Source organism: Staphylococcus haemolyticus, from assembly GCF_006094395.1.
In the GTDB taxonomy this organism is placed as follows: Bacteria; Bacillota; Bacilli; order Staphylococcales; family Staphylococcaceae; genus Staphylococcus; species Staphylococcus haemolyticus.
Genome location: NZ_CP035293.1, coordinates 1 through 26,108 on the forward strand (window position 1 = coordinate 1; position 26,108 = coordinate 26,108).

The 26,108-nt window shown below is 30.1% G+C and carries 25 protein-coding genes and 2 pseudogenes; 13 read left to right on the forward strand and 14 right to left on the reverse strand.

Going from position 1 to position 26,108, the window contains the following annotated elements:
- From EQ029_RS12335 to EQ029_RS12355, 4 genes are all read left to right on the forward strand, one after another.
- Positions 1-936 (forward strand): replication initiator protein A, encoded by a 936-nt coding sequence (locus EQ029_RS12335; protein WP_001132436.1) that lies wholly within the window; start codon positions 1-3, stop codon positions 934-936.
- A 1,694-nt stretch (positions 937-2,630) separates the two neighbouring features.
- Positions 2,631-2,756 (forward strand): hypothetical protein, encoded by a 126-nt coding sequence (locus EQ029_RS12345; protein ID WP_029051998.1) that lies wholly within the window; start codon positions 2,631-2,633, stop codon positions 2,754-2,756.
- Positions 2,757-3,745: 989 nt separating this feature from the next.
- A complete protein-coding gene (locus EQ029_RS12350) occupies positions 3,746-4,186 on the forward strand; it encodes a GNAT family N-acetyltransferase (RefSeq protein WP_024937205.1) in 441 nt (146 codons plus the stop codon).
- Positions 4,187-4,387: 201 nt separating this feature from the next.
- Positions 4,388-4,489 (forward strand): type I toxin-antitoxin system Fst family toxin, encoded by a 102-nt coding sequence (locus EQ029_RS12355; protein ID WP_000228874.1) that lies wholly within the window; start codon positions 4,388-4,390, stop codon positions 4,487-4,489.
- A gap of 143 nt (positions 4,490-4,632) precedes the next feature.
- Here EQ029_RS12355 and EQ029_RS12360 read toward each other — a convergent pair whose 3' ends face one another.
- Complete coding sequence (locus EQ029_RS12360; RefSeq protein ID WP_053022829.1) at positions 4,633-6,492, reverse strand: DUF262 domain-containing protein; 1,860 nt, start codon at positions 6,490-6,492, stop codon at positions 4,633-4,635.
- A gap of 173 nt (positions 6,493-6,665) precedes the next feature.
- Between EQ029_RS12360 and EQ029_RS12365 the strand changes: the two genes are divergently transcribed.
- Positions 6,666-7,274: a recombinase family protein gene (locus EQ029_RS12365; RefSeq protein ID WP_000635273.1), complete on the forward strand. Its 609-nt coding sequence runs from the start codon at positions 6,666-6,668 to the stop codon at positions 7,272-7,274.
- 200 nt (positions 7,275-7,474) lie between these two features.
- On the opposite strand, the gene EQ029_RS12375 is transcribed toward EQ029_RS12365, so the two are convergent.
- Complete coding sequence (locus tag EQ029_RS12375; RefSeq protein WP_000873696.1) at positions 7,475-8,017, reverse strand: recombinase family protein; 543 nt, start codon at positions 8,015-8,017, stop codon at positions 7,475-7,477.
- Positions 8,018-8,130: 113 nt separating this feature from the next.
- On the opposite strand from EQ029_RS12375, the gene EQ029_RS12380 reads away from it, so the two are divergent.
- Positions 8,131-9,582 (forward strand): SulP family inorganic anion transporter, encoded by a 1,452-nt coding sequence (locus tag EQ029_RS12380; protein ID WP_000229535.1) that lies wholly within the window; start codon positions 8,131-8,133, stop codon positions 9,580-9,582.
- A 13-nt stretch (positions 9,583-9,595) separates the two neighbouring features.
- Positions 9,596-10,009, forward strand: a complete 414-nt coding sequence (locus EQ029_RS12385; RefSeq protein WP_000278297.1) for a universal stress protein — start codon at positions 9,596-9,598, stop codon at positions 10,007-10,009.
- 670 nt (positions 10,010-10,679) lie between these two features.
- On the opposite strand, the pseudogene EQ029_RS12395 reads toward EQ029_RS12385, so the two are convergent.
- Positions 10,680-11,054 (reverse strand): annotated as a pseudogene (locus EQ029_RS12395) (IS6-like element IS257 family transposase); the annotation flags it as partial.
- Positions 11,055-11,111: 57 nt separating this feature from the next.
- Here EQ029_RS12395 and EQ029_RS12400 point away from each other — a divergent pair.
- Positions 11,112-11,786 carry an IS6-like element IS257 family transposase gene (locus tag EQ029_RS12400; protein ID WP_057518767.1) on the forward strand — a complete coding sequence of 225 codons (675 nt, stop codon included), beginning with the start codon at positions 11,112-11,114 and terminating at the stop codon, positions 11,784-11,786.
- Positions 11,787-11,860: 74 nt separating this feature from the next.
- Here EQ029_RS12400 and EQ029_RS12405 read toward each other — a convergent pair whose 3' ends face one another.
- From EQ029_RS12405 to EQ029_RS12430, 6 genes are all read right to left on the reverse strand, one after another.
- Positions 11,861-12,061, reverse strand: a complete 201-nt coding sequence (locus EQ029_RS12405; RefSeq protein ID WP_015387322.1) for a hypothetical protein — start codon at positions 12,059-12,061, stop codon at positions 11,861-11,863.
- A 187-nt stretch (positions 12,062-12,248) separates the two neighbouring features.
- On the reverse strand, positions 12,249-12,734 hold the full coding sequence (locus EQ029_RS12410) for an NAD(P)H-dependent oxidoreductase (RefSeq protein ID WP_254613616.1): 486 nt from the start codon (positions 12,732-12,734) through the stop codon (positions 12,249-12,251).
- Positions 12,735-12,744: 10 nt separating this feature from the next.
- Positions 12,745-12,858, reverse strand: a complete 114-nt coding sequence (locus EQ029_RS12830) for an NAD(P)H-dependent oxidoreductase (RefSeq protein WP_015387320.1) — start codon at positions 12,856-12,858, stop codon at positions 12,745-12,747.
- A gap of 38 nt (positions 12,859-12,896) precedes the next feature.
- Positions 12,897-14,357 carry a glucose-6-phosphate dehydrogenase gene (zwf, locus tag EQ029_RS12420; protein ID WP_002449615.1) on the reverse strand — a complete coding sequence of 487 codons (1,461 nt, stop codon included), beginning with the start codon at positions 14,355-14,357 and terminating at the stop codon, positions 12,897-12,899.
- Between the two features lie 63 nt (positions 14,358-14,420).
- A complete protein-coding gene (gndA, locus tag EQ029_RS12425) occupies positions 14,421-15,827 on the reverse strand; it encodes an NADP-dependent phosphogluconate dehydrogenase (protein ID WP_053022831.1) in 1,407 nt (468 codons plus the stop codon).
- A gap of 31 nt (positions 15,828-15,858) precedes the next feature.
- A complete protein-coding gene (locus EQ029_RS12430) occupies positions 15,859-17,190 on the reverse strand; it encodes a glucose-6-phosphate isomerase (RefSeq protein WP_057504928.1) in 1,332 nt (443 codons plus the stop codon).
- Between the two features lie 200 nt (positions 17,191-17,390).
- Between EQ029_RS12430 and hxlA the strand changes: the two genes are divergently transcribed.
- From hxlA to EQ029_RS12445, 3 genes are all read left to right on the forward strand, one after another.
- Entirely contained in the window at positions 17,391-18,023 is a 633-nt protein-coding gene (gene hxlA / locus EQ029_RS12435; protein ID WP_049424383.1) for a 3-hexulose-6-phosphate synthase, read from the forward strand.
- 2 nt (positions 18,024-18,025) lie between these two features.
- A complete protein-coding gene (hxlB, locus tag EQ029_RS12440; RefSeq protein WP_053022833.1) occupies positions 18,026-18,574 on the forward strand; it encodes a 6-phospho-3-hexuloisomerase in 549 nt (182 codons plus the stop codon).
- A gap of 88 nt (positions 18,575-18,662) precedes the next feature.
- Positions 18,663-18,995 (forward strand): winged helix-turn-helix transcriptional regulator, encoded by a 333-nt coding sequence (locus tag EQ029_RS12445; protein WP_002505086.1) that lies wholly within the window; start codon positions 18,663-18,665, stop codon positions 18,993-18,995.
- Positions 18,996-19,159: 164 nt separating this feature from the next.
- On the opposite strand, the gene EQ029_RS12450 is transcribed toward EQ029_RS12445, so the two are convergent.
- The 3 genes and pseudogenes from EQ029_RS12450 to EQ029_RS12460 form a co-directional block, all read right to left on the reverse strand.
- A protein-coding gene (locus tag EQ029_RS12450) for an IS6 family transposase (protein ID WP_230197445.1) occupies positions 19,160-19,835 on the reverse strand; the annotation gives its coding sequence in 2 pieces (ribosomal slippage) (positions 19,160-19,519 and positions 19,521-19,835; 675 coding nt in all).
- A 57-nt stretch (positions 19,836-19,892) separates the two neighbouring features.
- Positions 19,893-20,198, reverse strand: a pseudogene (locus EQ029_RS12455) (IS6-like element IS257 family transposase); the annotation flags it as partial.
- Between the two features lie 114 nt (positions 20,199-20,312).
- Positions 20,313-20,627 carry an ArsR/SmtB family transcription factor gene (locus EQ029_RS12460; RefSeq protein ID WP_031791152.1) on the reverse strand — a complete coding sequence of 105 codons (315 nt, stop codon included), beginning with the start codon at positions 20,625-20,627 and terminating at the stop codon, positions 20,313-20,315.
- A 253-nt stretch (positions 20,628-20,880) separates the two neighbouring features.
- Between EQ029_RS12460 and EQ029_RS12465 the strand changes: the two genes are divergently transcribed.
- Together EQ029_RS12465 and EQ029_RS12470 are read left to right on the forward strand one after the other, a co-directional pair.
- Positions 20,881-22,800: a heavy metal translocating P-type ATPase gene (locus EQ029_RS12465; RefSeq protein WP_031791151.1), complete on the forward strand. Its 1,920-nt coding sequence runs from the start codon at positions 20,881-20,883 to the stop codon at positions 22,798-22,800.
- Positions 22,801-22,922: 122 nt separating this feature from the next.
- Positions 22,923-23,597: an IS6-like element IS257 family transposase gene (locus EQ029_RS12470; protein ID WP_031791138.1), complete on the forward strand. Its 675-nt coding sequence runs from the start codon at positions 22,923-22,925 to the stop codon at positions 23,595-23,597.
- Positions 23,598-23,638: 41 nt separating this feature from the next.
- Here the strand turns inward: EQ029_RS12470 and EQ029_RS12475 are convergent, their stop codons facing one another.
- Together EQ029_RS12475 and EQ029_RS12480 are read right to left on the reverse strand one after the other, a co-directional pair.
- Complete coding sequence (locus tag EQ029_RS12475; protein ID WP_053016025.1) at positions 23,639-24,565, reverse strand: restriction endonuclease FokI recognition domain-containing protein; 927 nt, start codon at positions 24,563-24,565, stop codon at positions 23,639-23,641.
- 336 nt (positions 24,566-24,901) lie between these two features.
- Positions 24,902-25,669 carry a DUF536 domain-containing protein gene (locus EQ029_RS12480; RefSeq protein WP_002436868.1) on the reverse strand — a complete coding sequence of 256 codons (768 nt, stop codon included), beginning with the start codon at positions 25,667-25,669 and terminating at the stop codon, positions 24,902-24,904.
- Positions 25,670-26,108 lie beyond the last annotated feature (439 nt).

Genomic DNA, 26,108 nt, shown 5'->3' on the forward strand with positions numbered 1-26,108 from the left:
ATGCCCAATTTTGAAAAATACAATTTATCACAAGTAAAAACTGAAAGGTTTTATCAACTACCTAAATATTTATTCGAAGATGCATATTTTAAAAAAATGTCGGCGGAAGCCAAAATTATGTATGCGTTATTAAAAGATCGCTTTGAATTATCCATCCAAAATGAATGGGTAGATAAAAATAATAACATTTACTTTATTTTCAGTAATAAACATTTGTGCGAATACTTAGGTTATGCAGAACAAAAAATTATAAAATTAAAAAAAGAGTTAATAAGTTTTAATTTACTAACTCAAGAACGTGTTGGCCTTAATAAACCAAATAGATTATATTTATTAAAACCTAATTATGACATTAAAGCCAGTCATAGCAAGGAACTTCCAAATTCACAGTTCCAGAACAATGAATTTGGAAGTTCTAGAACTGTGAATTTAAGTGGTCAAGAACTTCCAAATTCACAGTCTAATGATACTGAGAATAATGATACTGATTATATTAAAACTGAGAGTAATGATACGAATGATTTGAATGATAATAAACTAACTTTTCCTAGTAATCATACAAATCATTCAAATCACGACAATTCAAACTTTAATAATGAAGCTTTAAAATTCCAATTACTCGAAGAATTACCACAAAGTATTAAAAACTATCTAAGTAACTTTGAAGTAGCTGAAATTAAAATTATCAAAACTGTATTATTAAAAGCCAAAACATCTTTCAATAATGCGATTGATAGCTACTACTTGTTAGAAGATATGGAAATAGAAATACTTCATGTTCTTAAACGTTTCAAAGCTATGCTTATTCAAAAAAATGAAACTGTTGAATCAATGCAAGGATACTTAATGAAATCTCTTAAGTCTGAATTCGCTGAAATGCATACGCTTAATAAACGACGTGATCATTTACCCATCACTTCTTTATTTAATCAATAATGATTGATTTAGAGAGCATCTTTAAATAGATGTTCTCTTTTTTTTATTAACAGGTGGTTGCTAAAGCAACCACCTAGATCAAACGAAAGGTAAGGGAGGAGATAACAAAATAACATCAATACAATTTCACAACATAGCATGCTGCTATTAAAGAAAGGAGGATCACTTATGCGTAATAAGAAAAAGATTAAAGTTACTTTGGCATTAATTAATGTTCTCTTAACGGCAGTCGAATTTTATCTTCAATGGCAATTGAGTAAATCTGAAAATGAACTGTAGTTAAGCAAGTAGGTAGGACTAAAACGTTTCTGTTTTAGTCCTATTTTTTTCTATAAACGGTTATTATTCGTTTAAAAATGGCTCAAAAACGTCGCATAAGATGAAAAATAAAATGATTATTTAACGTTGCTTTAACTTTAAAGAATATAAAAACACTAACCGTTTTTATATTCTTTAGCAATCTTTCTTAATTATAAAAGTGACTTAATAAAATCGTTTTTGTCATTTATTTTGTTAATGATCGGAAAGAAAAAGTTGAATTTATCATTCCATAAAATCAAAATTCAGATTCAATTGATATACATCATAAACAAAAAATAAGTCGTTAATGTTCAAAACATGGGTCGAATGTAATTTTAAATTTGATTTTTTCTATCCCAAACTAAGTAACTATTTTTACTTAGTTTTCTCTTTTTTTATCTCCAATTATTTTACTAACAATGCTTATTTTGAAAATAAAAATAAGCACTTAAAGTAAAAAGTGAACAAGAGAATAGCCACTTTTGTCTTAAAGCACGTTTTGTTTTTGGAAATATTACAAACATAATAGGATTTTCAAATAGTATTTGACATGAGCATAAGGAAATCCAGTACCACCTTTGGTGGTATTCAGCATAGCTGAAGGATTGTCTTACCGTTCGTTTTGCTTACTTGCTCTTTGAAATTCACTACAAGTGTTGATATAACAACATTTATAGTTAATATTAAATAAAAATTAATCGACATTATAAACCTTAATATTGCATACTATTTACAATTGTTACAAGACCACTTTAAATTGTTTGAATACTATTATTTTTGTTGATTTCATAGGCTTCAGTCATCCTCAATCCTATAAATAGGATTAATTTTTTTAACCAAATCCTATTAATCCTACTACTTTTAGTATTAATTTCAACAACAAAATCACTAAAAAAGTAATCTAAGCAATTCATACATTTGTTTCACTTTTTGAAATTGATTAAATACTTTTTTCTCAATATCAAATTCAATAATGATCATATTATTTATTTTTAAGTTCAAAAAAAGAGAAAGAATAAAACAATTTCTATACGTTTCTATGCTCAATTTTATTAAAAAGTGAATCGAAATAAAGATCATTTTATCTTTTTATTAACTAGAGAATTAAAAAATATAAAATGCATAATAAGATTCATCGAAAGGATTATACTCAAAATTTTTTATTTTAATCTTCCTGAATTTTAAATTCAACTCTTATTTACGTTTTAAGAGATATGAAATTATTTTTTTGTATAACAATATATAACATTCTAATTATTTTAGTGAGTATCAAGATTATTTTAATTAACTTTAAAATGTTAAATAAAAAGCAAAGTATTATTTATTTTAGACTGTCTAAAGAAATAAAATAGAACGGAAAACATGCCAAATGGCATTTTCTAAAAGAAGGTGATTTGACAGTATATTTTTATATTTGGATTAAAAAAGAGTATTTAGCGAGTGAAATTTTTGATTTAACAGAAAGTGAAAAACAAGAAATTAATCATCAAATGATTGATGAAATTGAAGAAGAAAAATAAAAATAAATTTTCTTAAACGTTAGCAAAAAGCTAGCGTTTTTTTGTTGAAAACACGCTAAAAATGGCTGGGTACATTTTGGGTACAGACACAATATGATGTGGGTACAAAATGGGTACAACACAATATCTTGTGGGTACATTCTGGGTACAAAACAAAAAAATGTATACCTTTTTAAAATCTCTGTATCCCTTGAAATGTCTGGCTTCGCCAGACCTACCATTTAAAATGGTAGCAAATTTCCCTTATGCTCTTACAAAGAATTTGGAGCCAATTCAAAATTCGGTGGTTTTTTGAAAGAAATTGCTCCTGCAGGAACTAAAAAAGTTGATGATTTTTTGAGCCATTTTATGCAAAATTTTAGTTTGCATGTAACTGGGCAGTGTCTAAAAAATCGTCACTGGTTTTGCTCAGATTTTTGTTTTTGGAATTAAAATATATTTATTAGGCTCTCATTTGCGTTTTAAGAGCCAATATAAGTTTTTGGGTATAAAACTATATAAATAACTCTAATTTTTTAAAATACCGTCTTAAAATTAAAAATAAAGGTATTCTGATTTGTAATAAATTAGAATATAAAAAAAGAGCCACCATTTAAAATTTAGGCAGCTCTTACTCACTTTTTGGATGATAAAAGTGGAAAAATAATACAAGAAAAAACAGAAAAGATATTTTAATTATAACACGGCATTTATGCCGAGAAAATTTATTGATCGTTGAGAAGAACCCTTAACTAAACTTGCAGACGAATGTCGGCATAGCGTGAGCTATTAAGCCGACCATTCGACAAGTTTTGGGATTGTTAAGGGTTCAGAGGCTCAACGTCAATAAAGCAATTGGAATAAAGCAATATACATTATTTAAGGAAAGTGTTAAAATATAATCAAATATATAAAAATGTCCCCGGGCATAGAAGTGGTAATAAATATTTCATTAGGGCACTTGTTTAAGTGAGAAATATTTATTACCACTATTTTTTTGGAGGTTGAATATGAATATTTTTGTAAAAAATACTAAAGATTTAAAAATAGATGATTTGCTGAATATATTACGAGAAAGAATTAGAGTTTTTGTAATCGAACAAAATTGTGTTTATGAAGAGATTGATAAGAATGATAATAATGCTATTCATGTTGTATTTTATGATCAAGATAAAATTATTGCTTATTCAAGAATTATTGAACATGAAACTTTTTATTCATTTGGACGTGTTTTAGTTGTAAATAAATATAGAAAAAAAGGATTAGGTAAAAAAGTTGTTAGTAGAACTCTTCGAGAAATTAAAAAACTTCAAAATGAAAATTCTATTAAAAAACCTATAAAAATTCAGGCTCAAGCTTATTTAGAAAATTTTTATAAGACTTTTGGTTTTGTAAGTAAATCTGATATTTATCTTGAGGATGATATACCTCATTTGGATATGGAAAAATAAGTTTATAAGACTGAATTGTTTTGTATAGAAACGAGTTAAAAAACGAGTTTCTTCTTATCTTGATACTATAAAAAAAGCAAAGATATAACATAAAATGACTTATCGGAAGTTATCTATTATCCCTTATTCAGAGATGATATAATATACAGGTCGCCTATCTCTCAGGCGTCAATTTAGACGTAGAGAGGAGGTGCATATCAGATGGTCGAAGCTCTTGTTCACATCACGACCACAGTCATCAGTGGTTGTATTGTTGCGTTATTTACGCATTGGCTACGTACACGTAACAATAAGAAAAAATAGGCGATATTGGCCAGCACCTAAAAATCCCCTCACTATTGCGAGTAGTGAGGGGATTGGTGCATATAATGCACGAAGCTCTTGTTGTCTAAATTATAACACTGGTTAGTAGAAGAATGCAAAACTATGTATTCAGACTAATCACATTAAAGTAAATTTCTAAATACTTCGTATTGATCGCTATAAAGAGGATCATTTCTTAAAGAATTTTCGAAATGAATTCCTTTTAACTTTAGTATTTTTAATAAATCATTATTATTTTTAACCTTTTCATAGTTATTGTAATAAGTATCTATTTGTTTTTCATTAATTCCATAAATATATGGGTTATAAGGGAAGACATTTTCATAAAGATTTTCAAATATATCTTTTTCTCTCGATATATAATCAAATTTTTCTGTTTCATAATTATAATATTTTCTAATATTATAATTATCTTTTATAGTGGATTTATTATTCAAAATCTCTATTTTTTTAGTTATTGGCTTGTTTGATAAATCATTACTGTTTAGTGAAGCAGTTACAATTGTTAAATTGCCGAATGCAGTGGTTTCATTGTTACCATTGTCTGGTAACAAATGCTCTATTGTCATTTCTTTTAACATTATGCGTGTGTCTTGTTGGTTATATTGAGCATTAGCTACTAATGTATATTTCACTAATCTATTATTTCTTTTTAAAGAATTATCTTTATTTGAATATTTGAAAGATTGATTGTTAGGCATTAATGTTAAAAATTTACTTTTCTCTATATATTTACTCATTTTAACAAAAAAATCAGTCATTATTATTTTAAATTCAGCGTCAGTAGTGCAATGATAGATAGAATAGGACGTAGAACCAACTATTTTGTCCGTCTGATTACTAGTTTGTTGCATTCCATTAAAAATAAAAAAGAAGTTTCTTATGTTTTTGAATGCTTTTTCTTCTATGGAACTATTAATTATATTTTTTGAGGTTAATAATTTTATAGCTGCTAGTAAAGATCTAATTTGTTGATTTCTTTTAATATTAAAATATTCAATAATAAAATCGGAACTATTTACATCGTTAACTTGCATGTATACTTCTGTAAAGTCATATAAATCATCAAGTAATTTAGATAATTGGTTAATAGGAACTTCTTCCTTAATCAATTTATAAACAGAATTAACATTTTCTGATCGTTTTTTTATATAGCATTTGGCAAAATGATTAATCAAATTATCTATATCCGAAAGTCCTTTTGCCATATTCATTAATCCATTCCATTTATCTTTAGCATAATCAATAAAATCATCTGTTCTTGGTTGTACATATTTCATAATATGATTTTTTAGCAATTCCATTTGTTTGAGTTTTTGACCTCTTGCATTTAAAACTTCGAATATATTATATATTTCTTCTTCTTCACCAGATATAATTTCTACAATATTGATTTCCAATAACTTATTTAAAAAAAGTACTGTATCATCAAAACTTTTATTTTCTATATGCGACATAAAGAATGTAAAAACCTTGTAAAATCTATTGTTTTTAGATAATTCGCTTTTAGAATTATAAGAAATATAGTCTAATAAAGACTGAATGTCTTTATTAGCGTCTGGATTATAGAGTTTTGTTGTCTTTTCATTAGTAGATTTTAGTGTTGTCAAAAATGTTTCTTTAACATATTTAGCACGTTCGGACTCTTTTTCAACTTCTAACGAATTAAAATGTTTCACTATAGCTGCAAATATTATGTATATAGTAGTAATCCTTTGCTGACCATCAATAATTTCATAATATGTAACCCCAGGATCTTTAGAACTTTTTAACTCTTCGTTTACGTCATTTAAAACTATTGTGCCTAAAAAGTGAGACCATGAAGCCCTAGATCCAGTATTCATTGTAAAAGTTATATCAGTTAATAACTCAGACCAATTTGTTTCTTTCCATACATATGACCGTTGATATCTTGGTACCATATATACCACAGATCTTTGGAAAATATCTAAAATACTTCTATTTTCTGTATTAAATCCCACTGTAAATCACCTCTATCTCATTTTACTATATAATGAAATCTTTTATATTTATAATTTCGAATATACTTAAAAATTTATTTTAGGGTACACCCTAATCATACAGATATAGTTATTGAATTTACAGCAACTAAAACGTATGATTAGGGTGTATATTAATTGTGAGGTGGAAATCAATGATTGTTGGCTATGCGAGAGTATCATCAATCGAACAAAATTTAGAAAGACAACTCGAAAATTTAAAGACGTTTGGTGCTGAAAAAATATTTATAGAAAAACAATCTGGGAAATCTATTGAAAATAGACCAATACTTCAAGAAGCACTTAACTTTGTAAGAATGGGGGATCGGTTTATAGTAGAATCTATTGATCGTTTAGGTCGTAATTACGATGAAGTGATTCATACCGTTAATTATTTAAAAGACAAAGAAGTTCAATTGATGATTACTAGCTTACCTATGATGAACGAAGTCATTGGCAATCCATTATTAGATAAATTTATGAAAGACTTAATCATTCAAATATTAGCAATGGTTTCAGAACAAGAACGAAATGAAAGTAAACGTAGACAAGCGCAAGGGATTAAAATTGCGAAAGAAAAAGGTGTGTATAAAGGACGCCCTTTACTATATTCACCTAATGCTAAAAATCCTCACAAGAGAATTGTTTACCATCGTGTTATTGAGCTACTAAATAAAGGAGAATCTATTAGTAAGATAGCCAAAGACGTGGGTATTACACGTCAAACAATTTATAGAATCAAAAGGGAAAGAACAGAACATTAATTTTATAAAACAAAAGCCTTTTATGTATAGTTATTTGAAATTTAGAAATTTTTTGTGCTAAATCTTCCCCTGCTACGCTCTCAAGTGCTAATAGAAAAGGTTTTTCACTCACATCCAACGTTTTAAAATCTACGCTATTTTCTTCTCGAATCGATAACAATACTTTATAGACTATATCTTGTAACAACGTTCATCACCTCTTATTTATCTAGATGACGATACAAAGTTGCCCTACTTATGTTTGTCTGTTCTTTTATCTCATCTAAAGTGTATTTTTTGCTCATATACATTTCAATAGCATCTCTAAGATTTTTATCATCTCGCTTTGGTCTTCCTAAAGTTTTTCCATCTTTTGAATAATTCTCTAATCCTACACGAGTTCTAAATTTAACAATATCACTTTGAAAGTCTGTGATATCATGTAATATCTCTATAAATTCACCTTTGATGTCTTTATAAATGTAACGATTTAAATTAATAACATATAAAGATATATCCTCCTGAGAAAGATAATCTAATATATCTACTAAATGTTTCGTAGAATCTGCAAGAATACATAAATCCGTAACGTATAACATATCTCCAGGAACTAATTTTTCATTTAAAAGAACATCTAATATATTCCTCTTCTTATTATTAGCATGAATTTCTTCAACAATTTCATTTGTATGAGTTTCTATTTTCTTTTTTTGTTCATTTAAATCGTCGTTTATTGTAACGGGTCTAATATAACCGTATTTCATTTAATTGCACCACCCTGTAGCTAAAGTTTAACACAAAGTTTCATTAAGGGGTATACATATGAAACTTTTCTGATATACTTTACAATATAATTAAATAAAAAGGAGAGTAAGTTATGGTTGAAAAATTAAAAAATGAATGGCTTAACCAGCCAGGCAAAAACATACTTGCAGGTATTGTAGTTGCCTTAGCTTTAATCCCTGAAGCTATCGCATTCTCCATCATTGCTGGTGTAGATCCTATGGTTGGTTTATATACTTCGTTCATTATTGCTGTCGTCACTGCTATTGTAGGTGGTAGAGCGGCGATGATATCAGGTGCAACAGGGGCTATTGCCTTATTAATTGTGCCACTTGTGAAAGATTACGGTGTAGAGTATCTTCTAGCTGCTACTATACTGATGGGGTTAATTCAATTAATTTTAGGACTTCTTAAAGTAGGTCGTCTAATGAAATTTATACCTCGTTCTGTCATGATAGGTTTTGTGAATGCTCTAGGAATCATGATTTTTATGTCTCAAATAGAACATATTTTTGGGATATCAATTTCAACTTATATATATGTAATTGTAACGTTACTCATCGTATATATAATTCCAAGATTTTTTAAAGCTATACCTGCACCATTAATAGCTATTATCGTATTGACTGCCCTTTATATGTATACAGGTTCTGACGTTAGAACTGTGGGAGATTTAGGTAATATCAAACAAGCTTTCCCTCACTTTTTAATCCCTAATGTTCCCTTTAATTTAGAAACTCTTCAAATTATTTTCCCTTACTCTTTATCTATGGCTATTGTAGGTTTAGTTGAGAGCTTACTTACAGCTAAAATTGTAGACGATGCTACAGATACTTATAGTAGTAAAAATAGAGAGTCCTGTGGTCAAGGTATCGCTAACATGATTACCGGATTATTCGGTGGCATGGGAGGTTGTGCCATGATTGGTCAATCCGTCATCAATGTTAAATCAGGTGCAAACAGTAGATTGTCTACATTTACAGCGGGTATTGTACTTATATTTATGATTATTGTACTTGGAGGACTTGTAGTTCAAGTTCCAATGCCAATTTTAGCAGGTATTATGGTTATGGTTTCTGTTGGTACATTTGATTGGAATTCCTTTAAATATATTAAGAAAGCACCAAAAACGGATGCAGTCGTTATGCTTATTACAGTGATTATTGTTTTAATGACGCATAATTTAGCTTTAGGTGTTGTTGCAGGCGTTGTTTTCAGTGCTTTATTCTTTGCTACTAAAATTTCAAAAGTAGAAGTTATTTCTGAAGAGTTCGGTAAAATAAACCGATTATCTTTTAAAGGACAAATCTTTTTTGTTTCTATTGATTCTATGATGGAGCAAATAAACTTTGAGATTGAAAATAGTACCATAGAATTAAACTTCAATAATGCACACTTATGGGATGATTCTGCAGTAGATGCAATTGACACGATAGTACGAAAATTCGAAGAAAAAAATAATATTGTTCGTGTAGAAAAATTAAATTCAGATAGTCGTAAAGTTGTTTCAGAGTTAAGCCAACTAAATGAAAATCATTTAAACTAAAGGAGCGTTATTTATGTATAAATCAATTTTATTAGCAGCAGATGGATCAGAGAATAGTTTGCGTTCAGCAAAAGAGGTTTTAAATTTTATAGATGATAATACGATTGTTACTATTCTTACAGTTGTAGATGTTGAGGAATCGAAAACAGATGTTTTACATGGTAAACAAAGTTCCAGTTTGACGAATGAAAGAGAAGACAAACTCTCTCATATCACTGAGTTATTTGTAGAGCATAATGTAAAATATGAAATGAAAATTGCACATGGTGTTCCTGCGGACACAGTTGTTTCAGTTGCCAATAGTGGAGAATTTCAAGCTATTGTTTTAGGAACACGTGGATTAAATAGTTTGCAAGAAATGGTGTTAGGTAGCGTCAGTCACAAAGTAGCAAAACGTTCAGAAATTCCCGTTGTTATTGTAAAATAGTCTGTCTAACTTAATCCTTTCACGGAATGAGTTTTATTTTAGAGGTGAATAATAGATGAAAACCAAAAATTTCTATTATGGTTGGGTTATTGTATTTAACGAGTCCATATTGTGAAACTTTGGAAGACTTACAACACGATATAACCACAAATCAACACTCTACGATTTTTTCAGAAGAAAATATAGTTGGCGCATTTGAAATTAAAGAAAACATAATAGTCAACATTTATATAAAATTTTCATTTCTCAAAATGAACAGAATAATGGAATTGGTAAATTAACTATGAAAATGATTTTCTAAAAATTTACTAATAAAAATAAATAGACCGTTTATACTCCTCATAAAAATTGTAGAAATTACCACTTCTATGAATCTTTAGGGTTTGAAAAGTATGGTGAGGCTATTTTATCAGATAAATTAACATTATTTAAATATGCTAAATATAACTAAAAATAATATCTCCATTATATATAGTTATGTATATCTCCTGAAGTTTATTCAACTAATATCTGACAGTAATTAACATAATCGATGATTATGAGTAGTTAATTGTATATATTATTCATTTTAATTTACCTTATTGTTTCTTTTTGACTGATACCGTAAATGTGGTTCTGTTGCAAAGTAAAAAAATATAGCTAACCACTAATTTATCATGTCAGTGTTCGCTTAACTTGCTAGCATGATGCTAATTTCGTGGCATGGCGAAAATCCGTAGATCTGAAGAGACCTGCGGTTCTTTTTATATAGAGCGTAAATACATTCAATACCTTTTAAAGTATTCTTTGCTGTATTGATACTTTGATACCTTGTCTTTCTTACTTTAATATGACGGTGATCTTGCTCAATGAGGTTATTCAGATATTTCGATGTACAATGACAGTCAGGTTTAAGTTTAAAAGCTTTAATTACTTTAGCCATTGCTACCTTCGTTGAAGGTGCCTGATCTGTAATTACCTTTTGAGGTTTACCAAATTGTTTAATGAGACGTTTGATAAACGCATATGCTGAATGATTATCTCGTTGCTTACGCAACCAAATATCTGGTTCTGTTGCAAAGTTGAATTTATAGTATAATTTTAACAAAAAGGAGTCTTCTGTATGAACTATTTCAGATATAAACAATTTAACAAGGATGTTATCACTGTAGCCGTTGGCTACTATCTAAGATATGCATTGAGTTATCGTGATATATCTGAAATATTAAGGGAACGTGGTGTAAACGTTCATCATTCAACGGTCTACCGTTGGGTTCAAGAATATGCCCCAATTTTGTATCAAATTTGGAAGAAAAAGCATAAAAAAGCTTATTACAAATGGCGTATTGATGAGACGTACATCAAAATAAAAGGAAAATGGAGCTATTTATATCGTGCCATTGATGCAGAGGGACATCCATTAGATATTTGGTTGCGTAAGCAACGAGATAATCATTCAGCATATGCGTTTATCAAACGTCTCATTAAACAATTTGGTAAACCTCAAAAGGTAATTACAGATCAGGCACCTTCAACGAAGGTAGCAATGGCTAAAGTAATTAAAGCTTTTAAACTTAAACCTGACTGTCATTGTACATCGAAATATCTGAATAACCTCATTGAGCAAGATCACCGTCATATTAAAGTAAGAAAGACAAGGTATCAAAGTATCAATACAGCAAAGAATACTTTAAAAGGTATTGAATGTATTTACGCTCTATATAAAAAGAACCGCAGGTCTCTTCAGATCTACGGATTTTCGCCATGCCACGAAATTAGCATCATGCTAGCAAGTTAAGCGAACACTGACATGATAAATTAGTGGTTAGCTATATTTTTTTACTTTGCAACAGAACCATGCTATCTACATTATTACATTTCTCTTAACTGAATGTATGTTACATTTTCTAAATTAATATACATAGGCACTGGATTAAGTACTTTAATAATTTTTTCAGAACTTTGTGAATAGTCTATTTTTCTTGCAATTACTGAATCTCCAGAATGAAAATAAACTTCTATACTATTTACTGTATTTAATTCTAATTCTTGTTTTAATTGCTCTATTATCACAAACAAAAACTCCTTTCCAAATTATTTTGAAAAACCACATTTTAAATTAATTACTGTGTCTTCTGGTTTAATAATATTTTTAACACATTCTGAGAATACTTCCCTATAATAGCCCATACAAGTGTTTTATGCTTTAATAAATCAATGACTTAGCTTTTTTATTTCTCTACTCCGTATTTCAATTTGGTTAAATATACTTTATTTTGTTTTTAAAAAATTCTATATACTCATCTCTACTATTTTGATCTTTATCAATTTCATATGCGATTAATGTATCTAAACATTGCATTCCAGTATATTCAACTATTCCATGACTAATGTGAAATAGTACTTGTTTGTGTATATCTCCTGATGAACCAGTTGTTGTACTTATAATAGCTTTTTTATTAGATAATCTGGCGTTCTTAAACTTCCCATATGCCCCTCCATAAATCCCTCCATATATTAAAACTTTATCAAACCATCCTTTTAATATTGCAGGAACACTCGACCACCATAAAGGGAATTGAAAAATAATAATATCCGCCCACAATAGTTTGCTTAATTCAGATTTAATTTCCTTACTTAATATATTATTTTTGTAAGAATGCTCTTGTTCTATAGGATATTTAAAAAAGTTATTATTTTTTAAATATTTAAAATCAGATTTTTGAGCAACAGGGTTAAAATTCATTTTATACAAATCAGATACAACGACAATTATTACCATTCTCCTTCAATACTGTTTGTGCAATATCTTTAAGTTTACTATTAAAAGATTGAGGTTCAGGGTGCGCATATACTATTAGAATATTCATTTAACTTCTCCTATATAGTGTTTTGCAATATTTACGTTTTATAGATTATTCCACCATTCAAAGTTATCTTGTTTAAGTAATTGATCACTTTCTTTAGGTCCAAAACTTCCTGGTTTATACTGTGGTATTGTTACGTTAGATTTTTTCCATTCAGTACTTATATAATCTATAAATTCCCATGAATGTTTAAGTTCTTCCCAATGTACAAAATTAGTTTGATTTCCTATTAAAGCATCACATATAAGTGATTCATAAGCATCCACTACTTGTTTTTTATCTATTAAGTTATAGATTTGTATATTATGGTTTCTATTATTTCTAGTTGATTTATTTTCATAAATATATAGTGATATTTGGGCATTAGGTTCTATATTTATTACCATTAAATTACAATCAACATCTTCATTATCATTTTCATAGATTAATTTACTATTTAATTTTTTAAATTCTATAACAACTTCTATTGCTTTTTTATTTAAACGCTTTCCTGTACGAATATAAAACGGTGTCCCTTTCCATCTATCATTATTAATGAGTAATTTCCCTGCTACAAATGTTTCTGTTGTTGAATCACTATTAACACCTTTTTCTTCATGATATGACATTATCGGAGTTTCATTAATAATACCATTAATATATTGTCCTCTAACAAAATATTTGTGTACATCAGCCCCTTTCAAAAATTTTATATTGTTTAAAAGTTCGATTTTTTTTAGTCTAATATCTTTACTATTTCTGCTTTCGGGTTTCTCCATAGCAATAAGAGTAAGTATTTGTAGTGCATGATTTTGCACCATATCTTTAAGCGCTCCTGTAGAATCATAGTATTGGCCTCTATCTTCAATGCCTAAAGTTTCCGATAGAGTTATTTGAACATTTGATATATACTTGTTGTTCCATAATGGTTCAAATATTGTATTACCAAAACGTAAAGATTCAATATTTTGCACCATCTCTTTACCTAGATAATGATCTATTCTAAATATTTCTTCTTCTTTAAAATACTGTCTTATGTGTTTATTTAAGTCTTCAGCAGATTTCAAATCTTTTCCAAATGGTTTTTCGATTATTAATCTTGAAAATCCATTTGTATCAGAAAGACCTGATTGGCTTATGCTTTGAGTTATAATTTTAAAAAATTGAGGATTCATTGCTAAGTAAAATAATCTATTGCCATCCAAACAATATTTTTTATCAATATCATTGGAAAGTTCCTTTAATTTATTCCAACTTGTTTTATCTTCAACATTTTGTTGAAAGTAAAATATGTTATCTAAAAATAAGTTCACCATTTCAAAATTTTCTTGGCTTAATAAAATTTGTTTTACTTTACTTCTATATTCTTCATCACTTATATCCTCTAAACCCGTAGAAATGATAACTAATTTCTTAAAGTGACCCTTTTTATAAAGATTAAAAATAGAAGGTAGCAATTTCCTGTAACTTAAATCTCCTGTTCCGCCAAATATTGTTATTAATGATGATAAATTTTTATCCAAAGCAGTTCCCCCCTTTTACTTGATTAGCTAGTTTCTGGTTTTCATTCCGTAACAGTAATTATATTACTCTTCATCCCATTGTGTGTGGAACACACCTTCACGGTCTTTACGTTCATAAGTATGTGCACCAAAATAGTCACGTTGTGCTTGGATAAGATTAGCTGGCAAATCTTCAGAACGATAACTATCATAGTAGTTCACACTTGCAGAGAATCCTGGTGTCGGTACACCGTTTTTAACGCCTGTTGCTACGACGTCTCTTAATGCATCTTGGTAATCTGTAACAATATTTTTGAAGTATGGATCTAATAATAAGTTTTCAAGTTCTGGATTATTATCGTAAGCATCTTTAATTTTTTGTAAGAATTGTGCACGAATGATACAACCTTCACGCCAAATCATTGCCAGTTCACCTAATTTTAAGTTCCATTCGTGATCTTCGCTCGATTTTCTCATTTGCGCAAAGCCTTGAGCGTAAGAACAAATCTTACTCATATATAATGCTTTTCTGATTTTTTCTAAGAATTCTTCTTTATTACCATCAAATGAAGCTTGTGGTCCATTTAATGATTTAGACGCATTAACACGTTCTTCTTTAATGGATGAAATGAAACGAGCAAATACCGATTCAGTGATAATTGTTAATGGAATTCCTAATTCTAATGCATTAATAGAAGTCCATTTACCTGTACCTTTTTGACCAGCAGTATCTAATATTTTTTCTACTAATGGTTCATTATTTTCATCTAATTTAGTGAAAATATCACCAGTAATTTCTATTAAGTAACTTTCGAGTTCTCCAGCATTCCAATCTTTGAATGTTTGAGAAATTTCAGTATGACTCATACCTAATAAGTCTTTCATCATTGTATAACTTTCAGCGATTAATTGCATATCTGCATATTCAATACCGTTATGAACCATTTTCACATAATGACCTGCACCATTTGGGCCAATGTATGTTACGCAAGATGCACCATCTTGCGCTTTAGCTGCAATGGCATCTAAGATATCACTGACTTTATTATAAGCGGCTTCTTGACCACCAGGCATTAATGAAGGACCAGTTAAAGCGCCTACTTCACCACCTGATACGCCCATACCAATGAAATTAACGCCACTTTCAGCTAATGTTTTATTTCGACGAATTGTATCTTGATAGTTTGTATTACCACCATCAATTAAAATATCTTCATCGTCTAATAATGGAAGTAAGGCATTTATCATGTTATCCGTAGGACTACCAGCCTTAATCATCAACAAAATTTTACGGGGTTTTTCTAATGAATCTACAAATTCTTTCAAGTTATACGCAGGATATATCTTTTGATAATGAGACTTTTGAATAGTATCATTAATTTCATTATTATCTCTACTATGAATACTCACAGAATATTTCTTATCCTCGATGTTCCACGCAAGATTTTTCCCCATAACACCTAAACCTAAAATTCCAATATTACTAGACATTGTATCCTCTCATTTCTTTATAGTTTATAACCTACAATCTTGCTTCAAGATCTTTTTTCATATCTTCAAATCCTGGTTTACCAAGTAAAGCAAACATATTTTGTTTATACGCTTCTACACCAGGTTGATTGAATGGATTTACGCCTAATTGATAACCACTCATAGCACATGCAAGTTCGAAGAAGTACACGACATAGCCAAATGTTTCTTCATCTAATTGTGGAATATTAACAACGATATTAGGTACGCCACCATCTGTATGTGCTAATAATGTACCTTCAAATGCTTTTGTATTAACTTCATCAATTGTTTTACCAGCAAGATAATTTAATCCATCTAAATCGTCACTATCTTCTTCAATAGTAAGATCATGTTTTGGATGATTCACTTTTACAACTGTTTCAAATAAGAAACGACGACCTTCTTGAACGTATTGTCCTAATGAATGTAAATCAGTAGTGTAGTTAGCACTTGAAGGATAAATACCTTTAAAGTCTTTACCTTCTGATTCACCAAATAATTGTTTCCACCATTCGTTGAAATATTGCATTGACGGTTCATAGTTGATAAGCATTTCAGTTGTATAACCTTTGCTATATAGAAGGTTACGGATTGTTGCATATTGATAAGCAATATTTTCTTCTAATTTGTCAGAAGATAATTCTTTACGTGCTTTTGCTGCACCAATCATCATCGCTTCAATATTAATACCTGCAGCTGCGATTGGTAATAAACCTACAGCAGTTAACACTGAATAACGGCCACCTACATCATCAGGGACTACAAATGTTTCATAACCTTCATTTGTAGCTAATTGTTTTAATGCACCTTTTTGTTTATCTGTTGTAGCAAAGATACGTTTTTTAGCTTCTTCTTTGCCATATTTATTCTCAACTAATTGTTTGAATAAACGGAATGCAACTGCTGGTTCTGTAGTTGTACCAGATTTAGAAATGACGTTTACAGAGAAATCTTTGTCAGCTAAATAATCTACTAATTCTTTTGTATAGCTTGATGATAAATGATTACCTACAAAAACAATTTCAGGATAGTCATTATTTGTTCTAAATGAAGATGTTAGCATTTCAATAGCAGCACGTGCACCAAGGTATGAGCCACCAATACCAATAACAACTAACACGTCAGAATTTGCTTTAATACGTTTAGAAGCTTCTATAATTCTTGAAAACTCTTCTTTATCATAATCAACTGGAAGGTCTACCCAACCCAAGAAATTATTTCCTGCACCAGTTCCTTCATGTATCGTTTTGTGTAATGTCTTCACGATATCTTTTTGTTGTTCTAATTCATGTTCTCCAAAAAATTCTAAAGTCTTACCATAATCTAATTGAATATGAGTCATCTAAAAAGCCTCCAAATTTGTAATTATTAGTCTTATATTTACAATTCCAACTGTACACTACAGTGTAATATTATTCATACTGAAAAAATAGTCACCCCCTTTAGATAAGATGACATTCCCTATATGCCAATTTTGTCAGTATTGATTTATTGATAATTATGTCAAAATAAAGGTATAAATTAATGAAAGGATGAATTATAGTGGAATTGCAATTAGCTATTGATTTATTAAATAAAGAAGAAGCAGCAGAACTTGCGAAAAAAGTAGAAGAATATGTTGATATTGTAGAAATTGGTACACCAATTGTGATTAACGAAGGTTTACCTGCCGTTCAACATTTAAATGAAAATATAAACAATGCTAAAGTATTAGCAGACTTAAAAATCATGGATGCAGCAGACTATGAAGTAAGCCAAGCTGTTAAATTCGGCGCTGATGTTGTAACAATTTTAGGTGTAGCTGAAGATGCGTCAATTAAAGCAGCAGTTGAAGAAGCACATAAAAATGACAAACAATTATTAGTAGATATGATTGCTGTTCAAGATTTAGAAAAACGTGCGAAAGAATTAGATGAAATGGGTGCAGACTATATTGCAGTGCACACTGGTTATGATTTACAAGCTGAAGGACAATCTCCATTAGATAGCTTACGTAAAGTTAAATCAGTAATTAAAAATTCTAAAGTTGCAGTTGCTGGAGGTATTAAACCAGATACAATTAAAGAAATTGTTGCAGAAGAACCTGACTTAGTAATTGTTGGTGGCGGTATCGCAAATGCTGATGACCCTGTAGAAGCAGCTAAACAATGTCGTGACGCTATTGAAGGTAAATAGTGATGACAACTTTTAATCATTATCAATTAATTTTAGATGAGCTAAAGGGCACTTTATCTCATGTTAAAGATGAAGAATTTGATGGATTTGCATCAGAAGTAACTGAAGCATCACGTATATTTGTTGCAGGTAAGGGGCGTTCTGGATTTGTTGCAAATAGTTTTGCAATGAGACTCAATCAATTAGGAAAGCAAGCATTTGTCATTGGCGAATCAACAACACCATCAATTCAAAAAGATGATTTATTTATTGTGATTTCTGGTTCAGGTTCAACAGAACATCTTCGCTTATTAGCAGAAAAAGCGAAATCAGTTGATGCAAAAGTGGTATTACTAACAACTAAACTAGATTCTGCAATTGGTGAAATTGCAGACACAGTAGTTGAATTACCAGCAGGTACAAAACACGATGCTACTGGGTCTGATCAACCGTTAGGTAGTTTGTTTGAACAATCATCACAAATCTTTTTAGATAGTGTAGTCATTGGACTAATGACACAATTAGATATTGATGAAACAACTATGCAAAATAATCATGCCAATTTAGAATAGATATAAATAAGCAGTTAATGCGGAAGATTATATAATCTTCCGCATTAACAATGTAAATTCTAATATATAGAAGAAAGAAGGATGAAAATTGTATTATAAAGGAAAAGAATTTTTCACTTCTAAAGATTTAGCTTTATGTGTTATCGGAGGAAAGTGGAAGATCCCTATAATTTTTCATTTACTTCAAGACAAAGTATTGAGATTAAGTGAGCTACAAAAAAAGTTGCCGCATGTCAATCAAAGGATGCTAATAAGACAACTTAGAGAATTAGAAGAGGACCAAATTATTGAAAGACATATTTATTCTGTAGTTCCCCCAAAAGTGGAGTATAAGCTGACATCTATAGGCTACAAGCTAGATAAGGTGGTTTATGCAATATGCGAATGGGGTGATTTATTCAAGGATGAAATAATACATTAAAAAGTTCTGGTGCAAATTAAAAATAAAGTTAACTACTCTCTTATAATGTAAATATTCAATTAGCTGACTAACATGTATTAATTTCGCCGTTCTATGAAATTAAGGGTTCTGTTGCAAAGTTAGAAAGATATATCTAATCACCATTTTATTGTGTCAGTCTTCACCTAACCAGCTAACATATAACTAATTTCGTGGCATGGTGAAAATCCGTAGATCTGAAGAGACCTACGGCTCTTTTTATATAATCCGTAAATACATTCAATGCCTTTGAGTGTATTTTTTGCCGTATTGACACTTTGATATCTTGTCTTTCTCACCTTAATGTGACGATGATCTTGTTCAATGAGGTTATTGAGATATTTAGATGTGCAATGACAGTTAGGTTTCAGCTTAAACACTTTAATTATTTTAGCCATGGCTACCTTCGTTGAAGGTGCTTGATCTGTAATTATCATTTGAGGTTTACCGAATTGTTTAATAAGGCGCTTAATAAACGCATATGCTGATTGATGATCTCGTTTTTTTGCGTAACCAAATATCTAATGTATGTCCACCTGCATCAATCGCGCGATACAGATAACACCACTGTCCTTTAATTTTGATATATGTCTCATCAATACGCCACTTATAATACGTTTTTTTATGTTTTCTCTTCCAAAGTTGATATAAAATAGGTGCATACTCTTGAACCCATCGATAAATGGTTGAATGATGAACATCAAAACCACGTTCTCTTAATATTTCAGATATATCACGATAACTTAATGCGTATCTTAAGTAGTAGCCAACGGCTACAGTTATAACATCTTTATCGAATTGTTTATATCTGAAATAGTTCATACAGAAGACTCCTTTTTGTTAAAATTATACTATAAATCTAACTTTGCAACAGAACCAAATATCTAATGTATGTCCCTCTGCATCAATGGCACGATATAAATAGCTCCATTTTCCTTTTATTTTGATGTACGTCTCATCAATACGCCATTTGTAATAAGCTTTTTTATGCTTTTTCTTCCAAATTTGATACAAAATTGGGGCATATTCTTGAACCCAACGGTAGACCGTTGAATGATGAACGTTTACACCACGTTCCCTTAATATTTCAGATATATCACGATAACTCAATGCATATCTTAGATAGTAGCCAACGGCTACAGTGATAACATCCTTGTTAAATTGTTTATATCTGAAATAGTTCATACAGAAGACTCCTGACTCCTTTTTGTTAAAATTATACTATAAATTCAACTTTGCAACAGAACCCTTTATTTGAACTAATGAATTGTAAAATAATTTTAACTTTGTAGTTTGTGCTTATTTTTCTTGTTCTCCGATATGAGTTGAAACTTGCTCAAGAATACTAAAAATATGAAGATCGTCAAGGCTATAAATCATATTTTTACCAACTCTTTTTGATTTTACTAATCTTGAAGTCTTTAAAGTTTTTAACTGGTGAGAAATGGCTGATTGTTCCATACTTAAAGACTGCGCAATTACTCCAACACTAAGTTCTTCTTTCTGTAAAAGAAATAAAATTGAAAGACGTGTAGGGTCACTAATCATTTTAAATATCTTACTTACCTCTTGGATAGAATCATTTGTTAACGGAGAAGTTGATGATGATTTCATAAAACTTCCTCTCTTTCATATGTGTGTTCGTTCATGTTTAGGTTAGCACAAGATTTTTATAAAGCAAGGTTTTTCCATAAGCAGAGCTGTTTTATAGTCCAATTTTTTTATTAACTAAATAAGATAACTATTTTTTTGACAAATCAGATAGAGCAATATATAATGAACGCATAAACATATGAATGTTATTTCATATGTAATTCGTAAGCGTTACGATTTCAAAAAAATAGTTTTATTAAGAAGGGTGATAGAAATGAAAGAGATTCAAGAGCAACACTCACACGAAAATAATAGTCACGATCATGACCATGATCATGGGAAAATGCCAATTATTTTGTACTTTATTGGTTTAGCACTAGCATTGATAGCTTTCTTTTTGAGTAAAGAGTATCAAATCTTACAAAATATTTTGTTCTTAATCGCTACTATAAGCGCTGGGTACCATGTTATTGTCCTTGAAGGACTTGGGGAGACGATCCATAACTCAAAAAGTCAAAAAAGATTTATACCTAATTCTCATATCTTAATGGGATTAGCAGCAATTGGAGCATCTTTGATGGGAAATTTTGGAGAAGGTGCGTTATTAATCTTTATTTTTTCTGGGGCACATTTTCTAGAAGATTATGCAGAAGGAAGAAGTAGACGAGAAATTACAAAATTACTCGAAATGAATCCCACAACTGCTCGTTTAATTCTCCCAGACGGTAGCACAAAAAATGTGAAAGTTAATGAATTAAAAGTTGGAAATCACCTTCAAGTATTAAATGGTGATCAAGTCCCTATTGATGGAATTATTTTGTCTGGATCTACGTCTATTGATGAGTCTTCTATTAATGGAGAGAGTATACCAAAAGAAAAGTCCAAGGGAGACGAAGTTTTTGGGAGCACAATAAATGGAACGGGCACTTTTACAATGGAAGTCACGAAAGAAAATAAAGATACGGTGTTTTCAAAAATTTTACAATTAGTGAATCAAAACCAGGATAACCAAACTAAAGCTGCAAGTATTATTCAAAAATTTGAACCAAAATATGTAACATTTGTTTTAGTTGCCATATTACTATTTATATTATTAACTCCATTTCTACTTGATTGGACATGGTCACAAAGCTTTTATAGAGGATTGGTTCTTTTAGTTGCAGCTTCGCCATGTGCTTTGGCAGCAGCTACTGTATCGGCAACTTTATCAACAACTTCTAATTTAGCTAAAAAAGGCGTTCTTTCTAAGGGGAGTTCTTATCTATCTCAATTAGCTGATATTCAAGCTATTGCATTTGATAAGACGGGAACTTTAACCAAAGGAAAACCTGAAGTCACGAATCATTATTTTACTGATTCTATGGATGAAGAAGAAATAATTGATATTGTAGTAGCTCTTGAGAAAAATTCCAATCATCCTTTAGCGGATGCTATTTTAAGAAAATTTGAACCAAAAAACCAACTTTCTATTGAAGTAGAAAATCAGATTGGAAAAGGATTGTCCGGAGACTATAATGGTCGAAAATATCGTATAGGTAAACCAACTTCTTTTGACGACGTCTCAGATGAATATGTTCGATTAAATAATCAATGGGCATCTGAAGGGAAAACTGTCGTATATCTAGCAGTAGATGAAGAAGTTATAGGCCTTATTGCACTTATGGATGTACCAAGTAAATATGCTAAAGAAACTATTGAGTACTTCAATAAACAAGGTATTCATACTACGTTAATTACAGGTGATTCGGAAATGACAGGAAAAGCAGTCGCAAGCAAGCTAGGTATAGACGAAGTGATTGCCAATGTCATGCCAGATGAAAAATCTAAAATTATTGACAAACAAAAAGAAAAATATGGTGTGACCGCAATGGTAGGAGATGGTGTAAATGATGCTCCAGCTCTTGTCAATGCAGATGTAGGAATAGCCATGGGAGATGGAACTGATGTGGCAGTAGAGGTTTCTGACTTAGTATTAATGCAAAATAACTTAACGAAATTAACACAGTCTCATAAAATTTCTACGAAAATGAATCGTTTAATTTGGCAGAATATTATTTTTTCAATGGCAGTTGTAGCTTTTCTAATTATCGTGAGCTTAGTAGGATTAACGGATATAGCCATTAGTGTGATCGTTCATGAAGGAAGTACATTAGTCGTAATATTAAATGGTCTCCGATTATTAAATTCTAAATGAATACATGAAATTGGATAAAATCGTGTATCGAGAATCCTATACCTATAGGGTTCTTTTTTGGTTCTGTTGCAAAGTTGAATTTATAGTATAATTTTAACAAAAAGGAGTCAGGAGTCTTCTGTATGAACTATTTCAGATATAAACAATTTAACAAGGATGTTATCACTGTAGCCGTTGGCTACTATCTAAGATATGCATTGAGTTATCGTGATATATCTGAAATATTAAGTGAACGTGGTGTAAACGTTCATCATTCAACGGTCTACCGTTGGGTTCAAGAATATGCCTCAATTTTGTATCAAATTTGGAAGAAAAAGCATAAAAAAGCTTATTACAAATGGCGTATTGATGAGACGTACATCAAAATAAAAGGAAAATGGAGCTATTTATATCGTGCCATTGATGCAGAGGGACATACATTAGATATTTGGTTGCGTAAGCAACGAGATAATCATTCAGCATATGCGTTTATCAAACGTCTCATTAAACAATTTGGTAAACCTCAAAAGGTAATTACAGATCAGGCACCTTCAACGAAGGTAGCAATGGCTAAAGTAATTAAAGCTTTTAAACTTAAACCTGACTGTCATTGTACATCGAAATATCTGAATAACCTCATTGAGCAAGATCACCGTCATATTAAAGTAAGAAAGACAAGGTATCAAAGTATCAATACAGCAAAGAATACTTTAAAAGGTATTGAATGTATTTACGCTCTATATAAAAAGAACCGCAGGTCTCTTCAGATCTACGGATTTTCGCCATGCCACGAAATTAGCATCATGCTAGCAAGTTAAGCGAACACTGACATGATAAATTAGTGGTTAGCTATATTTTTTTACTTTGCAACAGAACCTAGAAACTCCCACATAACAAATTTTTCACGCTTGCTATTACTCGAATTACCTTGTGCTTGCCTTAGTGCATGACTACCTTTAGCAGTAATTGAATATAGTGAAAAACCAGTGATTTTTCTGTTCTTTTCCAGCAAAGAATTATATTGTATTGATTTTTGGCTAACAAAGCCAACTTTCTTTAACCAGCCACAAATCATTCTCGCATATTTATCTGCTGTGCCTTCTACATCTGATCTTATTTTTAATTCTTCTTTTTTATTTTCAGACTCTTTAATCCAGTCTAACATAAGTTCTTCAGAGTATGAGGTGAAACCAGGCTCGTCTTTAAAACCTAAACGATTACCTATAAAAAACTTTGTTACTTCTGTATTATTATTTAATATTTCTAAGACTCTTGTAGCAGGAGGATAACTTAAGAATGCCTCTCTTAAAACCTTATTCATCTCTACTTCGTTTTGAGTTTCAATAAATTGTTTTCCTCTTGAAGTAATTTTAAATATATCTGTCTGGCGATTTTGCTCTACGAAATTCAAACTAACTGCCCATCTTAAAAAACCATCTGAAGACCATTCATCGGTAAAATGTTTGTTTTTTGTTGAAGCGCTTTGTGAATCTAAAGAAATTTGTATTAATGCGTTAGGTAGTGAGTACTTTCTAGATTTCGGAGTTTTTCTATCTTTACCAAGATTTTTTCCTACCAATTCTATATATGAAAACTCTTCGATGCCATCATTCAATTTTTCTTGCAATGACGATTGAATATCTTTGAAATTATGAAGTTTCTCTTTAATTAGACTCTCTTTCAGCAATTGGTATTGTTTCGAATTTTTACTAAATATTTCTACTGTTTGTTTTAGTTTTTTAAAATCAGATGGATTTTGCACCCAACCAAAAGATCTTATAGTCATATATCTCCCTCCTGTCTATCTCACTTTGATTTTACAGTTATTTGTTTGAACACACAATTATATAGTAAAGAAGAATACTGTAATAAAACAGTTACGCTATATCTAATTAAGTAGTGTTACATTTTCTCCTCCAATAAGATATTATTTCCATTCTTTTATTCTTGTTTTATATACCGATAGATATAAATTTTGGATTTTAAAAGTATCCTCCTAGAGAGTGCTAAGATAAGATATTTTGAGTTTAAATTAACATAAATTATGATTATCAGAAGTTTCATCACTATAAAAGGTGTATCAAAGATTTATACTCCCTTGATACACCTTTTACATTCATTTTTAATTACCGAAGAATCGACTCCAAAATCCCTTTTTAGGTGGTTCTACCTCCCTATTATCATCAGGATCACTCTTCGTTTCTTCAACGAACTTATCCTCTTTTGTTAATTCACCTTCATCTGTACTGTCATTCTTTTTCTCTTCGGCTATATCCTTGTAATTTACTTCTGTTGGTTGACGCTTTGTTTGTTGTTGGTTGATATTTTGCGATTCTTCAGTAAAAGTTGCTTCTTGCGGATTAATATTTTGTCTATTATTCGTCGCTGTATCAAAAGAATAATTAAGCTGTCTTTCTTCTTCTAATTGACTTTCTAGTTTTTGAATTTTTTTATTGCTTTCTAAAGCTAATATTTGTTGATTCTCCAACAATTTATTTAATGTATTAACATTGCTATTTTGTTGATCTAATTGCTTAGTTAAATTCTCAATATATTTTTCATCATTTTTAGCTCTAGTTTCAAAGATTTCTATTTGCTTTTCTAATTCGTTTACTTTTGTTTTTAATGTCTCAGAACTATTTGAATTATTATATATATTCTTTTCTGCTTTTGCAGTATTTTCACCAAACAATTCTTTTTTTACTGATTCTTTATTTTGGATTGTACTCTCTTTCTTAGTAATTTTTTCTATAATTTTCAAATAATCATTATCATCAATATAATTAATCCCATTTTCTTTTTCAAAAGTTATATTTAAACTTTTAGCATTATTAACAATAGTTTGTTTAGTTACACCTAATTCATCAGCAACCATTTTAATAGTTCTCATAACATCCACCCTTAGGTACCTAATTTAGTACCTAAATTTTACCACCTAATGCAGTTTATTTCATCAATTACCACTAAATTTACTACCTATTTACTACATATGCACCTAATTAACTACCTATAATATGTTTTTGAAGCTTAATTAGGTACTAAAACAATGAACTACACATTTTGCCATGGCAATGTGCTTTTAACTACATTTAAAACTCTTTATATACTTTCTTAAAAGTGTTAATATTGCTTTATAAATACTAAAAGAGTCAATGCTATTGGCGTAGCATTGACTCTCGGTAATAAAACGATTCGCACTCGTTTGTTTATATATTTTTTGATACTTGTATTATATCTATCTAATCATCTAAGTGCAAGCACAAAACATATAACTTACGTAAAAATTGTTTTATTACCTCAATCCTAAAAATGGAAATGAGGTTTTTATT